The 13,986-nt window shown below is 49.6% G+C and carries 12 protein-coding genes, 3 tRNA genes and 1 other RNA gene; 5 read left to right on the top strand and 11 right to left on the bottom strand.

Annotated elements, in window-relative coordinates:
- Positions 1–277 precede the first annotated feature (277 nt).
- Together ACO5GU_RS06920 and ACO5GU_RS06915 are read right to left on the bottom strand one after the other, a co-directional pair.
- Positions 278–919, bottom strand: coding sequence for an IMPACT family protein (locus ACO5GU_RS06920; RefSeq protein WP_484930565.1), 642 nt, complete (start codon positions 917–919; stop codon positions 278–280).
- Positions 920–940: 21 nt separating this feature from the next.
- Positions 941–1,471 (bottom strand): PTS sugar transporter subunit IIA, encoded by a 531-nt coding sequence (locus ACO5GU_RS06915; protein ID WP_484930563.1) that lies wholly within the window; start codon positions 1,469–1,471, stop codon positions 941–943.
- 206 nt (positions 1,472–1,677) lie between these two features.
- Between ACO5GU_RS06915 and rnpB the strand changes: the two genes are divergently transcribed.
- Positions 1,678–2,045, top strand: an RNA gene (rnpB, locus tag ACO5GU_RS06910) — RNase P RNA component class A.
- Positions 2,046–2,549: 504 nt separating this feature from the next.
- Here rnpB and ACO5GU_RS06905 read toward each other — a convergent pair.
- Positions 2,550–3,359, bottom strand: a complete 810-nt coding sequence (locus tag ACO5GU_RS06905; RefSeq protein WP_484930561.1) for a class I SAM-dependent methyltransferase — start codon at positions 3,357–3,359, stop codon at positions 2,550–2,552.
- A gap of 68 nt (positions 3,360–3,427) precedes the next feature.
- Here ACO5GU_RS06905 and ACO5GU_RS06900 point away from each other — a divergent pair, with 68 nt between their 5' ends.
- Complete coding sequence (locus ACO5GU_RS06900; RefSeq protein ID WP_484930560.1) at positions 3,428–5,281, top strand: elongator complex protein 3; 1,854 nt, start codon at positions 3,428–3,430, stop codon at positions 5,279–5,281.
- Between the two features lie 127 nt (positions 5,282–5,408).
- On the opposite strand, the gene ACO5GU_RS06895 is transcribed toward ACO5GU_RS06900, so the two are convergent.
- From ACO5GU_RS06895 to ACO5GU_RS06885, 3 genes are all read right to left on the bottom strand, one after another.
- Positions 5,409–7,052 carry an FAD-dependent oxidoreductase gene (locus tag ACO5GU_RS06895; protein ID WP_484930558.1) on the bottom strand — a complete coding sequence of 548 codons (1,644 nt, stop codon included), beginning with the start codon at positions 7,050–7,052 and terminating at the stop codon, positions 5,409–5,411.
- Positions 7,053–7,068: 16 nt separating this feature from the next.
- Positions 7,069–7,632 carry an alkyl hydroperoxide reductase subunit C gene (ahpC, locus tag ACO5GU_RS06890; RefSeq protein WP_314008521.1) on the bottom strand — a complete coding sequence of 188 codons (564 nt, stop codon included), beginning with the start codon at positions 7,630–7,632 and terminating at the stop codon, positions 7,069–7,071.
- Between the two features lie 146 nt (positions 7,633–7,778).
- Positions 7,779–7,854, bottom strand: a tRNA-Val gene (locus tag ACO5GU_RS06885).
- A gap of 271 nt (positions 7,855–8,125) precedes the next feature.
- Between ACO5GU_RS06885 and ACO5GU_RS06880 the strand changes: the two genes are divergently transcribed.
- Positions 8,126–8,674 (top strand): DUF6609 family protein, encoded by a 549-nt coding sequence (locus ACO5GU_RS06880; protein WP_484815244.1) that lies wholly within the window; start codon positions 8,126–8,128, stop codon positions 8,672–8,674.
- Positions 8,675–8,681: 7 nt separating this feature from the next.
- Here the strand turns inward: ACO5GU_RS06880 and ACO5GU_RS06875 are convergent, their stop codons facing one another.
- From ACO5GU_RS06875 to ACO5GU_RS06855, 5 genes are all read right to left on the bottom strand, one after another.
- Complete coding sequence (locus ACO5GU_RS06875; protein WP_035436856.1) at positions 8,682–8,885, bottom strand: hypothetical protein; 204 nt, start codon at positions 8,883–8,885, stop codon at positions 8,682–8,684.
- A 97-nt stretch (positions 8,886–8,982) separates the two neighbouring features.
- Positions 8,983–10,281: a lysylphosphatidylglycerol synthase transmembrane domain-containing protein gene (locus tag ACO5GU_RS06870; RefSeq protein WP_484875558.1), complete on the bottom strand. Its 1,299-nt coding sequence runs from the start codon at positions 10,279–10,281 to the stop codon at positions 8,983–8,985.
- A 107-nt stretch (positions 10,282–10,388) separates the two neighbouring features.
- Positions 10,389–11,474, bottom strand: a complete 1,086-nt coding sequence (mnmA, locus tag ACO5GU_RS06865; protein WP_484930556.1) for a tRNA 2-thiouridine(34) synthase MnmA — start codon at positions 11,472–11,474, stop codon at positions 10,389–10,391.
- Positions 11,462–12,661: a cysteine desulfurase family protein gene (locus ACO5GU_RS06860; protein ID WP_484930554.1), complete on the bottom strand. Its 1,200-nt coding sequence runs from the start codon at positions 12,659–12,661 to the stop codon at positions 11,462–11,464. Before ACO5GU_RS06860 ends, mnmA begins: the two co-directional genes overlap by 13 nt.
- Positions 12,662–12,718: 57 nt before the next feature.
- Positions 12,719–13,594, bottom strand: a complete 876-nt coding sequence (locus ACO5GU_RS06855; RefSeq protein ID WP_484930552.1) for a putative ABC transporter permease — start codon at positions 13,592–13,594, stop codon at positions 12,719–12,721.
- Between the two features lie 202 nt (positions 13,595–13,796).
- Between ACO5GU_RS06855 and ACO5GU_RS06850 the strand changes: the two genes are divergently transcribed.
- Together ACO5GU_RS06850 and ACO5GU_RS06845 are read left to right on the top strand one after the other, a co-directional pair.
- Positions 13,797–13,872: transfer RNA gene (locus ACO5GU_RS06850), tRNA-Gly, on the top strand.
- 38 nt (positions 13,873–13,910) lie between these two features.
- Positions 13,911–13,984: transfer RNA gene (locus ACO5GU_RS06845), tRNA-Cys, on the top strand.
- Positions 13,985–13,986 lie beyond the last annotated feature (2 nt).

The following is a 13,986-nucleotide window of genomic DNA, read 5'->3' as shown; positions in this document are numbered from 1 at the left end:
AGCCTACTAAGCACGCACATAAAAGCACCCATGGCCGGTACAGAATTTTCTGTGCCGGCCTTACTGGTCTATACTGAAAAGCATAAGCTTATTTAGGAGACCCTCATGAAATACATTTCAAAAGAGCGCGTCATATTACGAGCTACTATCCTAGTGTTCTTTTTATTAATCTGGTATTGCGATTCCAGAGGCATGCTTCCAGAAAATGGTCGCACTATCCTTACTATTCTTTTATTCGGTATTTTTTGGTTTATCGAGGCTAGATTTATTAAACCCACTAGAACAGATCAAAATGCGCCGCGGAGACCTCGGCTGTAATCTTTCCAGCACTGAGCTCTGTCAGCGCATCCGTAAACGCCGCTTCTTCTCCGCACCTAAAGTCTATGGCGAGAAAAACGTCCGCTCCAAACTCTGCCGTTATTACCTTGCCGCCGGTATCTGAGACCAGGCGTTGAATCTGCTCATACAGGTTATACGGGACCGACAACTCCACCCTCACAACCTGCAGCATTTCCTGAACAGTAGATGCTTCCTCAGCAGCAGCCAAAGCCTCTTGAGTTGCTGCCGTATACGCACGAACAAGTCCACCAGGTCCCAAAAGCGTTCCGCCAAAGTAGCGTGTGACAACGCAGCAGACGTTCTTAAGCTCCGCTCCGCGCAATACCTCCAGCACCGGCATCCCCGCCGTTCTGGAAGGCTCTCCGTCGTCGGAGGCACGCTCTGTGCCGTCCTCCAATATCCACGCAGGAACGTTGTGGCGAGCATTGTAGTGCTTTGCTCTTACCCTGGCGAGAAACTCTTGCGCTTCTGTCTCTGTCTCTACATGACAAAGCTGGGCTATGAAGCGGCTTTTTCTGTCTTCAAAAAGACCTTCCGCAACAAAGTCCAGCTTGAGTGTCTTGTAGGATATGTCAGACATAGAGCAACTGCAGTGCCGCAGTTATGCGAGCACACAGACCTTCTCGCCAGCAGAAACCAGCTGGTCTGCAGAGGCAAGAATCTCTACATTGCTGTACTCGCTAGAGTTAGTGATAGCAAGAATGACTACCTCAGGATGGCCCGCATCCTTAACCTTATCCAGGTCAAACGTCATGAGTGGCTGACCAACCTCAACGCGCTGATCCTGCTCGACAAGAGCAGTAAAGCCGTCGCCCTTCATCTCAACGGTATCAACACCCACGTGAATCAAGACCTCTTCTCCAGAATCGGCAGTGATTCCAAATGCGTGAACAGTTGGAGTAGTTGCGGTAATAGTGCCCGAGACTGGCGCGTACACAACGCCCTCAGAGGGCCAGATACCCAGACCCTGACCAAGCATGCCACCTGCAAAAACAGGATCAGGAACGTTCTCTAGCGCAACAACCTTTCCGCTGGCTGGTGCATAAATTGTTTTAGCAGTGTAATCAGAAACAACAAGAGCCTCTGGCACAGCTGTCTTGGAAGATTTCTTGAAAAGATCAAAGAGTCCCATGCTAGTCCTTTCGTGTTTAAGCCTCTTTATCATAGCAGCATTCAAAGTGGCCACCGTTGCTTTTCATGAACACAGCGTGCCAAATTGCGCCCTTCTCGCCACCCAGCACGTGGCGAGAAGGGCGTGCCCTCGCAACATCTCATTTACTTGGAGATTGTTTGACTTCGGAGCTTCTAGCCTTATGAACGTGATACAATCGCCCATGCAAAGTGGACCAGACAACCGCGGAGTGCCCGTCCAGCTAAGTGGAAGGGTGCTATGAGGAAAGTCCGGGCTCCACAGGGCAGGATGCTGGCTAACGGCCAGGCGGGGTGACCCGACGGAAAGTGCCGCAGAAAAGAAGACTCTCACCTGCGCATTCGCGTAAAGAGAAAAGCTGAAACGGTAGTGTAAGAGACTACCAGCATGCTGGCAACAGCGTGGCTTGGTAAACCCCATCCGGAGCAAACGCAAATAGGAGCGCTATGGTGTGGCCCGCACTGCGCTCGGGTTGCGCGCTAGAGACCAGCAGCAATGCTGGTAGTAGATAAATGGTTGTCCGCGACAGAACCCGGCTTATACGTCCACTTTGCCTACTGAATGCAAATCCCCCGTGCACTTTCTGCGCGGGGGATTTTGATTCTGCAGCGTGTTAGCGTCGGCTTTTAGACCTGGCCCACAAAATAGCGCAGCTTTGGTAGGTTCTGCCGAAGAATCGACATGTTCCTAATCAAGATAGCTAGGCAGCTAGGCGGTCGTACTACTTGATATGCATCTCTATGCATAAACTTCACTTAATATGCTTGAAAATGAATAGAGAAATATAAAAAATCTAACTATAGGTAAATTCCGCTTCTAAGGAACACACCTATGACAGATATTCTGCACAATTGCGGGCATATTACACACCTAATGAAGATAATCTGCACGTTTGAGGTATTTTCAGCGTAATGTATACGTCTTTTTGACAGATTATCTGTCATAGGTGTGTTTTGAACTGACTCCAATTTCTCGTGTCCAAGAAATGGGAGGCAGTTCAATTTCTGTGCGGGGGATTTTCTTGTACGAGGGCATTTTACCGAGATATTCTCGTGAGCAGCTATACGCGTTGCAAAATCACATACCGATTCAGATTGTTGTCTTTGCCATCTGCGCTAATCTGCGCACAAACATGCACGTCTGAACCAAGACTTGAAAGAAGTTCATCAAGTTCCTCTTGCGAGAAGTGATGACAATAACGCCAGGTATCCACCTTATCTTGCCAACCAATCAGATAGTCATGCTCCTCAAGCTCTGAGGCATCTATGCCCAGCGCACGCAGCCCCTGAACAGTGGTTTCTTGAGCTTTGGCAGCAAGTTTTTGGCTGTTCATAAACTGCCAGAAAGAAACGCAGACAAAGCCGCCAGGTTTTGTTTTCTCTAACAGAGTGCGCAGAAGCTGGAGCCTCTTCTCTGCGCCTGGCACATGATGCAAAAAGCCAAACGCAACTACTAAATCACAGGACGGAACAGTCAGCTCAGAAGAGAGCGTGTTATCAAGCAGACTCTTTATCACATCTAGCTCAATAAACGCCAGTTCAGAGACTTGAGCGCCTGCGTCTCCACTCTCCACAAGAGGCTTGCAATTATCTACGGCAAAATACTTTGACAGAACAATCCCGGCTTCATCGCAAAGAAAGCGAGCAAAGCGTAGGTTGCCGCAACCTACGTCAAGCACAGAGGGTTTCTCGCCAGCTAAAAGCTGAGGCATAGCATCTAGGCACTGCTGCCACCCCTGCCAGGGCATCTGTCGTGTGGCCGAGAAACTCTGAGCCTGCTGAGCATAAAACTCGGAGGTAATACAGGTTAGCCGCTCAGCGGTAGATGCGCTGATAGATTGAGCGTTTGTTATGTGAGAAGAAGTATCCATACAGAGATTTTACGTCACCGTTTTACTCCTAACGGCCAGAAGCTCGCCTTATTGCCTATACTGTTTGTATGGATGAACTCATTTTAGACATATTGCAGCAGCTCAGAGATGGCTCGCAAGGAGCTCTTGATACGCATCAGCTTGAGATGCTCATTAACTCGCACAACAGCGGAATTGACTCTAGCACCCACAGTACAGAGCGCGAGAAACTCATTCCTAAACGAGCAATTCTCCCCTATTTTTTGCAGGTCAAGCAGAAAAACGATGTGCTCTGGCAATCGTGGAATGTGACCTCTGAGCTGGAAGAAAGATTTATTCGCTCCGTGCGAATGAAGCCTCGTCGCACCGCTTCTGGCGTAGCAACCATTACCGTGATTACCAGGCCGCATACCTGCTCAAGTAATTGCATTTATTGCCCGTGTGATCTGCGTATGCCTAAGAGCTACCTTGCTAACGAGCCTGCCTGTCAGCGCGCTGAACTAACGTTTTTTGATCCATACGTACAGGTTGCAGCCCGTCTTCAAGCGCTTCATCAGATGGGCCACTCAACCGACAAAGTAGAGCTTATAGTGCTCGGTGGCACCTGGAGCGATTATCCAGAGAGCTACCAATACTGGTTTATCAAAGAGCTCTTTCGTGCACTCAACGAGTGGCCAAACTCTCCTAATCACATCAAGGAGCGCCTAAATTGGTACACCTTGTTTGGCTTGCAGAACTCTGAAAAGGCTCTCTCTTCCTTTGTTGCTGAACAGCAGGCGGCTGTCTTTGATGATAATGCCACGTATAACCAGGCTTTTCATAAGCTCTACGACACCAGCCAGCCTCATCAAAGCGCATGGTCTCAGATGCAGAGCACCTATGATGAGCTGGTGGAGCAACAACACGTTAATGAAACAGCTGCTGCCCGCGTGGTTGGCCTTGTAATAGAAACCAGACCTGACACTATTACGCCGGATAACCTACGCATGTTTAGGCAGCTTGGGTGCACCAAAATTCAAATTGGCATTCAGAGCACACGTCAAGAAATACTTGACGCAAACAAGCGCCAGATGTCGGCCGCACAGATCAAACGAGCTTTCTCGCTGATTCGCTTGTACGGATTTAAAATCCACTCTCACCTGATGGTTAACCTGTTAGGCGCAACTCCTGAGGCGGACAAACAGGACTTTAAAATGTTTGTCACGGATCCAGGATTTCTCCCTGACGAGATTAAACTCTACCCCTGTGCACTGGTATCTGGAACGCAATTGGTCCAGAAATACCGTGAGGGTGCATGGCAGCCATACGCCAAAGATGAGCTTGTAGACGTGCTTGTTCAAGACGTGCTTGCAACGCCTCCATACGTGCGTATTTCTCGCATGATCAGAGATATTAGTGCCACCGATATTCTGGTGGGAAACAAACATACCAACCTTCGTCAGATGGTTGAACAAAAGCTGGCCACCGAAGACGTCGCAAACCACGTACAGGAAATTCGCTTTAGAGAGATTAACCAGCAGCAGGTAAGTGCCGCAGAACTTACCCTTCAAGACTTTGTTTACACTACCGCGGTCAGTGACGAGCACTTCCTGCAGTGGGTAACTGCTGACAATAAAATCGCAGGTTTCTGTAGGCTTTCGCTTCCCCACTGGGACAACCTGACCTCTGGTGCATGTGATGTTTCTGCCGATGAACTGCTGGTACAGCCAGGTCAAGCCATGATCAGAGAGCTTCACGTGTACGGACAGGCGCTCTCGCTGGGCTCGGAAGGAATGTCTGCTCAGCATCAGGGCTTGGGCCAAAAACTTCTTGCCAAAGCCTCCTCTATCGCAGCTGAGGCAGGTTATACCAGTCTTAACGTTATCAGCTCAATTGGAACGCGAGCCTACTATCGCGCACAGGGCTTTAGCGATGCAGGTCTCTACCAACAAAAAGCGCTGTAGAAAGGTAGCCTTACACTTCCAAACCAGCTTTATGTGCTCACTTTAAAAGTCGCAAAAAATGCCGAGAAGACCGTTGGTCTTCTCGGCATATTCATGAGCGCCACCCTCTCCTGGACGCAAATGGATCTTATGGAATGAGCGACAAAATCTGAGAGAGATTTTTCTTACCGAAGTCAACCTTCTGACCGTCGTTGATAACCAAGCATGGAACACTCATCACATCGTAGGTGTCTTTGAGCTCCTTGAAGTGGTTGATGTCGTAGACGTCGCAGGTGACCTGAGGATTATCTGCAGCAATGCGCTGAGCAGCCACAACAACATCTGGGCACATGGTGCAAGAGAGTCCTACCAAGACCTGCAGATGCGTCTTTGACTCGATGGCGGCAATGGATGCCTTATCCTCGTCACTAATAGGCTGACCAGGACCTGCGGCGTTGTAGAGGCCAAGAACAAACGAAGTGAACTCATGACCGCCAGGAACACCATGGAACGCAAGACCTGTTGGCGTACCATCCTGTGCGCACACACGAACAACAGGAAGGTTCTTCTCGCCCGTGCCTGAAACCGTCTGAACGCTCAGTTTGTCGGTCATGGAAGAAAGTTCTTCCATATAAGCTACAAGCTCCTCAGAGACAGGTCTCTGATCTAGCTCCAACTGAAGCACAAGCGGACGAGCCATGCGCTCAAAGACAGCGTTGAGCTGTGCCTTCATGTCATCGGTGAAAATCTCTCCGGAGTCAGAGGCACTCTTAGCCGCTGGAGCCTCAGGAGCCTCCTTCTTGGACGAGATACGCGTGACGTTCATCTGTGGAACAAGGCCGGTTTTCTCCTGAGCACGCTTGATATAGCGCTCCATCTCAGTAGCGGTAGTTGCTGCCTGACCGATAGCCGTTGCAACCTGACGCAGTGGTTTCTGGCACACATCACCAGCACCAAAAAGGCCCTCACAGGTTGTTTCTTGATGCTCGTTGGTGATCAGATAGCCGTAATCATCAGTCTGTGCCAGCTCTTTTACCAGGTCGGTCTCTGGCGCGTAACCCGCGAAGACAAAGACACCAATGGAATCGCCATCTTCTGGAGCAAACGTGGTCTTCTCGCCCGTCTTAAGATTCTTGTACGTAATAGACCTAAGTGCGGAATCTCCGGCAACGGATTCAACCTGAGTGTTGTAGAGAACCGTAATGTTTGGATTTGTGCGAGCAGCCTCGGACGACGCAGGGGCGCAGGTAAATGCTTCCTCGCGCACAAGAACCGTGACGTGCTTTGCGTACTTAGTTAGAAATACGCTTTCTTCTGCGGCTGCAAAGCCTCCACCAATGACAAAGACTTCCTTGCCGGTAAAGAACTCGCCGTCGCAGGTGGCGCAGTAAGCAACTCCGTGGCCCTGGTAATCCTCTTCTCCCACAAAGCCGATATGGCGAGGATGTGCTCCTGAGGCGAGAAGAACGGAGAGGCAGGGACGCTCGCCTTTGGTGGTGTGAACTACCTTAACATCTCCAGACATGTCCAAGTCAGTAACTTCTGCCAGCAAAAACTCTGCACCAAAGGCCTCAGCCTGCTTACGCATGGTTTCTGAGAGTTCAGAGCCACTAGTAGAGAAAACTCCCGGGTAATTAACGACCTCATTAGTAATAGTGATCTGTCCGCCAAAATGGTCCTTCTCGACAACTAGAACACGGTAGCGAGCGCGGGCCAGATAGAGGGCGGCGGTGAGCCCAGCTGGCCCACCGCCGATAATCACCGCGTCGTAGAGGTCTTTGACGTCGGTCATTGTAAGCTCCTAAATCTTAGAGCTGACCAACAAGGTCAAGGCTTGGCTTCAGGGTCTCAGCACCTGGCTGCCACTTAGCTGGGCAGACCTGATCGCCGTGCTCTGCAACAAACTGTGCAGCCTGGAGAAGGCGGAGAAGCTCCTCAGCGTTACGGCCAATGCCACCAGCGGTGACAAGCTCAACCTGGATGACACCCTCAGGGTCAACGATGAAAGCACCGCGCTCAGCAAGGCCAGCATCCTCAATAAGGACCTCAAAGTTCCTTGCAAGAACGTGAGCTGGGTCAGCGAGCATTGGGTAGGTTACCTTAGAGATACGCTCGGACTCCTCGTGCCATGCCTTGTGGACAAACTCAGTGTCGCAAGAGACAGAGTAGACCTCTGCGCCAGCAGCCTGGAACTTGTCATAGTTGTTAGCAAGATCCTCAAGCTCAGTTGGGCAGACAAAGGTAAAGTCAGCTGGATAGAAGAAGAACAAGCTCCACTTACCCAGTGTGGACTCCTTGCTTACCTCGGTGATGTCACCGTTCTGGAATGCGTTTACCTTAAAATCACCAATTTGCTTACCAATAAGAGACATAGTCAGTTCCTTTCTGTAAGTAAAACAACTTATAAAACGTGCTAGTTAGAAGTTTACCATCTTTAACTCATTTGTCAATAACAATAATGATTACTATTTATATACACAAAAAGAAACAGGCCAGATTACTCTGACCTGTGAACAGTTGGTGGGCGTTATAAGATTTGAACTTATGACCTCTTCCGTGTCAGGGAAGCGCTCGTCCCCCTGAGCTAAACGCCCGAATATGTTTGCTGCTGGGGATGCAGCAAGGGATATATTACGAGAAACCCGCCCCTCTTGCAACCGTCAAACTCAACTTTTTTAGAAATTTGCACAAGAGCGTCTTGTCAATGCATTGATGGCTATTTAAATACCGCGGGCTATCAAATGAATGACCGCCTTTTAAACCCGTACGTCTTCTGCATCTCAATTATTAAAAAATAGGTAACTGGATTGTAAAAGCATACGGTCAGAAGTATTATGGCAAGTCGTTCGATTAAGGGAGAAACTTATGAACTTTCTGGAATATAACAAAGACGAGAAGCTTCACTTTAATTATAAGAAATCATGCGGTCTCTGGTTAATTGTTGTAGCTCTCATCATTTTTGCAGCTACCGTAATAGGTGGAAAGCAGATTATCAATATGTCCGTATTTAGCTTTGGATATGTTGCAGCCTTCTTATCTATAAACACAAATAAGAAAGTTCTCAATAAGTTTTCCGATGGTCCTTCAAGTAAGTTCCAGAACAAAATGTCTCTATACGCGGTGATTTTCTTATTCATTTTGATGTTTTTATTAGGTGGACCATTTTTTGCAACTGAAAACTGGAGACTTATTTGGTTGGGCGCGTTAATGGCCACGGCGCTGCACTTTTTCCTCTATTACTATGTACACGGAAAATCGATGATTTATCTGGCAATACTCTGTGCCATCAATGTTGGTATAGGTTATATTTTTCCAGACATCCCACTGACAATAACTGCCTATATTGATGCGGCAATTAAACTTGGCTTTGGAATATACCTGTTCTTTTTCTCAAAGCCAACTCAACAAAAATAACCTTCGCCTAGAGACCGTGTGCGTCAAACGTGTCCTTAACCAGTGCAACAAGCATTGGTATAAACACAGCCACGCCTGCTAAAAGCATTGGATTGTCACGTACTTCCGGAATGTCCTGTAAGAAATTCTGCAGATCATAGACAAGACCAACGGCAACGGCAATAAGAATAGGTGCCAGAATAATCAAAATAGGATTTGGTGGTTTACGCATAAGGATGCTTTCTTTTACAAGTACTGCACACGCAGCGGTCCAATAGAGCAAAGATACGTATCAAGCCACATTCTGGCTTTTCTTCCTTACTTCTTCCCTACTTCTTACGCTTAACCTTAATTTGAATGCCAGAGGTCTCTGGACGAGACGATGTAGAAGCAACAGCGGGTTTCTCGCCATTTACAAAAGCAGAGAAACGCTGGCGGAAACGGTTCCACTTGTGGTAGATAGGCTCGTGGTCATGAGATCTAAGGCCCAAAAGCATGCTTGCGGCCATAGTTGGAAGCAGATACTCAATAGCGCGCCAAAGCACAAAGCCTGCGGCAATTTCCTCGCCAAACATATGGCCAAACAGGAAGGCAAAGCCACCCTCTGCACCACCAGTACCACCAGGAAGTGGAATGGCCGAGGTCAAGAGCTCAAGCATTGATCCAGATGCAAGGCAGGTCAGAAGGTCTGCAGGCTGGCCAAGTGCTCGCAAAACAAAGTATGGCAGTGCATAGAGGCAGCCAAGCTGAAGCAGTGTTACAAGCAGAACAACGCACATCTCTGGGATGTTCTTTGCGGCAGTCTTAAAGCCGTTTGAGAACTCATCTACCTGCGTGTTAATGATGCCATGCCAGTGGTCGTACTGCTTTACGATACGAAGACGTGAAAGCAGCCTTAAGCCCCAGTTGCCCACGGTCTTAACCATTTTAGGAAGCAGGCAAATGGCCAAGATAACTGCAACCATCACTATCTTTGCGCCAAACAAAATAACGCCAATAACGGTTACATCGCCAAATTGCTCGTAGAAATAATTGGCCCTAAAGATAAGCATCAGAGCTGCAAAGATGCCCTCGCCTGCCTCGTACATAACAAAACGGGTGAACTGTAAAGCTCCTGCCTGACCAACGGAAATACCCGCACGAGTGAGGCGATAAATTTGAGCAGGAGCAGCACCTGCACCGTTTGGCGTGAGGTTCATAAAGAAGATGCCCGACGCCTCAACGCTCATCAGGTCACGGACACCAACAGGACTCTCGGGGTCTGTAATGACTGAAATTACATAGGCGAGAATACCCAGGAAATAGTAGACAAAGTAGCAAAGAGCGCCAGCAATAAGCCAACCTGTATCTACGTCTGCTAGAGCAACAACAAACTCATCAAACTGACCAGAGAAAACGATATAGAGTGCGTACAGTATTACAACCGCAAAGAGGAAGAGAATGCTCTTTCTAACTTGACCAAAGCTCTCTTTTGCCTCTTCTACCTGCTCAGATGAAGAAGTTGGAGCAACACTAATCTTAGGCTTTTTGGTTGAAACACCCTTAACGGTTGTAGATCCAATCTTCACCGTTACCTTCGGTGTAGATGAGGGGTGCTCGGTTTCAGACGCGCCATCTGGGCGATCCATGGGCACCTCCTTGGACTCTGGATCACAATACGTGTACAGAAAGAACACTCTTTGCAGATAAACGATGCAACCTCAAAGGGTTTCTCGCCACCTACCTGCTTTTCATTTTACATGAACCGCTCAAGTATACTCTTGTCGGCCTCAATAATGCCACCGCCACAAACTTCCTGGCCATCGTACAAAACCGCCGATTGACCTGCTGCAACAGTTTTTACCGGCTGGTCAAATTCAATAAATCCACATTGATTATCTGTGAGCGTAAACGTTACGGGAACCAGCGCGCCTGTGTGACGAGTTCTGACCACATACCTACCGTTATCTGCAGGTTCTCCAGAAATCCAGTGCATGTCCGAGAGCTCCATGCGACGAGTCCAGAGCGCAGGACAGTTGAGGTCAGAGGTTACATACACCACATTCTTAAGCGTATCGGTTGCCACAACATAGCGAGCAGGTCCTCCACCGATGTTCAGGCCTTTTCTTTGGCCAACGGTAAAGAGGAATGCTCCGTCATGGGTGCCAAGAACCTTGCCTGTCTCCCACTCAATGACGTCGCCCTGCTTTTTCTTGAAGGTGTCCAGCAAAAACGTACGCAGACCAACAGGGCCAATAAAGCAAATACCGTCGGAATCTGGCTTAGTTTCTATGCCCAGACCTCGCTCTGCACACATAGCGCGTACCTCTGCCTTAGTGACAATGTGTCCAATTGGAAAGAGTGTTCGCTCAAACAAATGACCAGGTACACGCCACAGGAAATACGTCTGATCCTTGTGAGCGTCTGCGGCGCGCAAAAGTTTTTTGGTGCCAGGGACATTCTGCGTATAGTGACCTGTTGCAACAAAATCTGCACCCTCAGCAAAAGCGCGTTCTGCAAAGGTGCCAAACTTTACCGTCTGGTTGCACATAACGTCTGGATTAGGCGTACGGCCGTGCTCATAGGCATCAAGCAGGTAATCCACAACGGTAGCCTTATACTCGGCTTCACAGTCCCACACGTCCAAATCAATGTCCAGCGTTACGCAGACGCGCTCGGCATCAGCCAGGTCATCTGCCCAGGGGCACTTAAAGCCTGGCAAGTCCTTTGACCAGTTACGCATATAGATAGCCTTGACGTTGTAGCCCGCCTCAAGAAGCAAGGCCGCGGACAGCGCCGAATCAACGCCGCCACTCATGCCAAGGTAAACTAATTCTCCCATATCACTCCTACACGAGCAGACTCCTGCTTAACAGCCTCAGCGATTGCCCAAGCCGCGTACAAGATGTCGTCTTCTGTGGTAGTTCTTCCAAGCGTTAATCTGAGGCTTCCTGCTGCCACTTCTCGCGGCGCGCCAATTGCCTCAAGCACGTGAGATATTTGCATCTTTGATGCGGCGCAGGCAGAGCCCGTTCCCACCGACACGCCTAGACGCTCAAGCAAAATAACCAGACGGCGAGCTTCAAGTCCCGGGAAAGAAACGTGTAGCAAATTAGGAAGCCTCAGCTTGGCGTTCTTTGGTCCCGAGACAATCATCTGCGGGAACTCTGTGCAAAGCAGCTCCTGTAGCTGATCTCTGAGGCGAGAAACCCGTTTTGCCTCGTCAGTGCGAGTCTCATCAGCAAGTGCTAAAGCACACGCAAAGCCAATGACGCCCGCGACGTTCTCCGTACCTGAACGAACACCGCCTTCTTGTCCGCCGCCGAGCACCAGCGGCCTTAAGTGCACATCGTCGGAGGCCCACAAGAGACCCACCTGCTTTGGACCGGAAAGCTTTGCTGCAGAAAGCGTCAACATGTCCACGCCCAACGATGACACGTTCACGCTCAGGTATGCCGCAGCTTGAGAGGCGTCTACGTGCAAATGCAGCGGACGAGTCTCCCCCGCTGCAAGCCTGCGTGAGCGCTCCTTGGCAAGCACCTGCGAAATCTCTCGGATAGGCTGAATGGTGCCAATCTCCCCGTTTGCAAGCTCAATGGAAACCAGCTCAGTCTCTGGCTTGAGCGCTTTTGCAACGCGCTCTGGATCCACACGACCGTCTGCTTCTACGCGTAGTGTCTTGTGCGAGAAAATCCCTGCACACGCAAGGACACTCTCATGCTCAATAGCGTCAACAATTACGTGCGCATCTTCAGAGACCGTTGCAAACGCCAGGTTGTTGGCCTCTGTAGCACCTGCTGTGAGCACCACGTTTCCTGGACGAGCACCAATGGCATGCGCCAAGACAGCGCGGGCACGTTCTACCTCGTCACGAACCTGGCGAGACAGCGCATACGGTGCTGAAGGGTTGTAGAACCTCTCCGTGAAGTACGGAATCATTGCATCAACTACTCGTGGATCCATAGGTGTAGCTGCGGCAAAGTCCAGGTACACGTTGCCTGTTGGATGTTCTGGTTTTGCAGAAGGCATGTGCATTACAAATCCTTTGGGTTTCTCGCGGTCTTGCGGGCTTACGGGCGTGCGGCGTTACGGGCGTGCGGCGTTACGTGCTTGCGGTGTAAAGGTCATGTTCTGAAAACGAGTAGATACAAAGCTGTCGTCGTAATGAGTATCTACCCACATCTCAAACGCATTTGACGGAGGAACGCCAGCGTCTCGCTGAGCCTTTCTACCTAGGCATGCCACCGTCATTGAAATGTCGGCGACAAGATACACCGTAAGCAGGGTAACAAAAATTGCTTGCCTTTTTGATGTTGGCTCACCTATCTTGTAGAGCGCACGAGGCATAATAACCCGACACCAAATCAGACCCAAAATGCCCCAAAATCCCAAGAATCGCCAGGCCACCCACTGTGTGATGGCGTCTGGAAGATGAGCGTACGTCCACGATTCCGAGTGGAAAATCTCTTGCATTCCCCAGCCGGTAAGTTGCTCCAGCGTGCCACCAACAACAACCGAAACCAGGAAAATGACCAGATTATTGGCATGATGCTTGTGCAGCTGGTAACAAATAACGGTGAGAAACACCGCGCCAGTTCCATAAAGCGGGGAAAATGGTCCCCAGATGAGGCCAACCCTGCTCTCGGTCAGGCCAGCGGTAACAAGCATCCAAATCTCTTCAATAAGAAGACCGGACATGCAGCCCACAATGAAGAGGATGACCACCTGGTACCAGCCAAGATGCATCGTGTCCAAATATGCTGAGAGCTCCGCTTGCGTTGGTTTTGGCTTGGAGAACGGAGCAGTCTGGGGTGCGGCTGATACGGCATCGCCTGCAAGCCCATCGATCTTCTCGCCAGACGAAAGCCAGCCCCAGAAATAGCGCACCACGCGAACAAAACCGCTTGCGACAAGATACGCAAGCGTCAAAAGAGCTAAAAGTGACGCGACAATAAAGAACATACAACCTCATTCAAAAAGTTCTTGTTCTATGATACGGCAAGCAGTCACACTTGGCAATCTACCTGCTCTTATTTACAAGTTTTGCAAGAAAAATCCACCTCTTAGGCAAGTCAGGATTCGTGACTTTTCTAAAAAAGTTTGACGATTTTGAAATTTACACTTGCGCTCAGCCGTGAACTTGCGTATATTATTCCTCGCGTTCGCGGGCTTAGCGCAGTTGGTAGCGCGCAACCTTGCCAAGGTTGAGGTCGCGGGTTCGAACCCCGTAGCCCGCTCCATGATTTTTCGGCCGGATTCGTTTCGGCCTTTTTCATATGGCGAGATGGCCAAGTGGTAAGGCAGAGGCCTGCAAAGCCTTTATCCCCGGTTCGAATCCGGGTCTCGCCTCCAGT

The sequence above is a fragment of the Lancefieldella sp. genome, assembly GCF_057237245.1.
The sequence above is the reverse complement of the archived record's forward strand: the minus strand, read 5'-3'. Positions and strand labels throughout refer to the sequence as shown.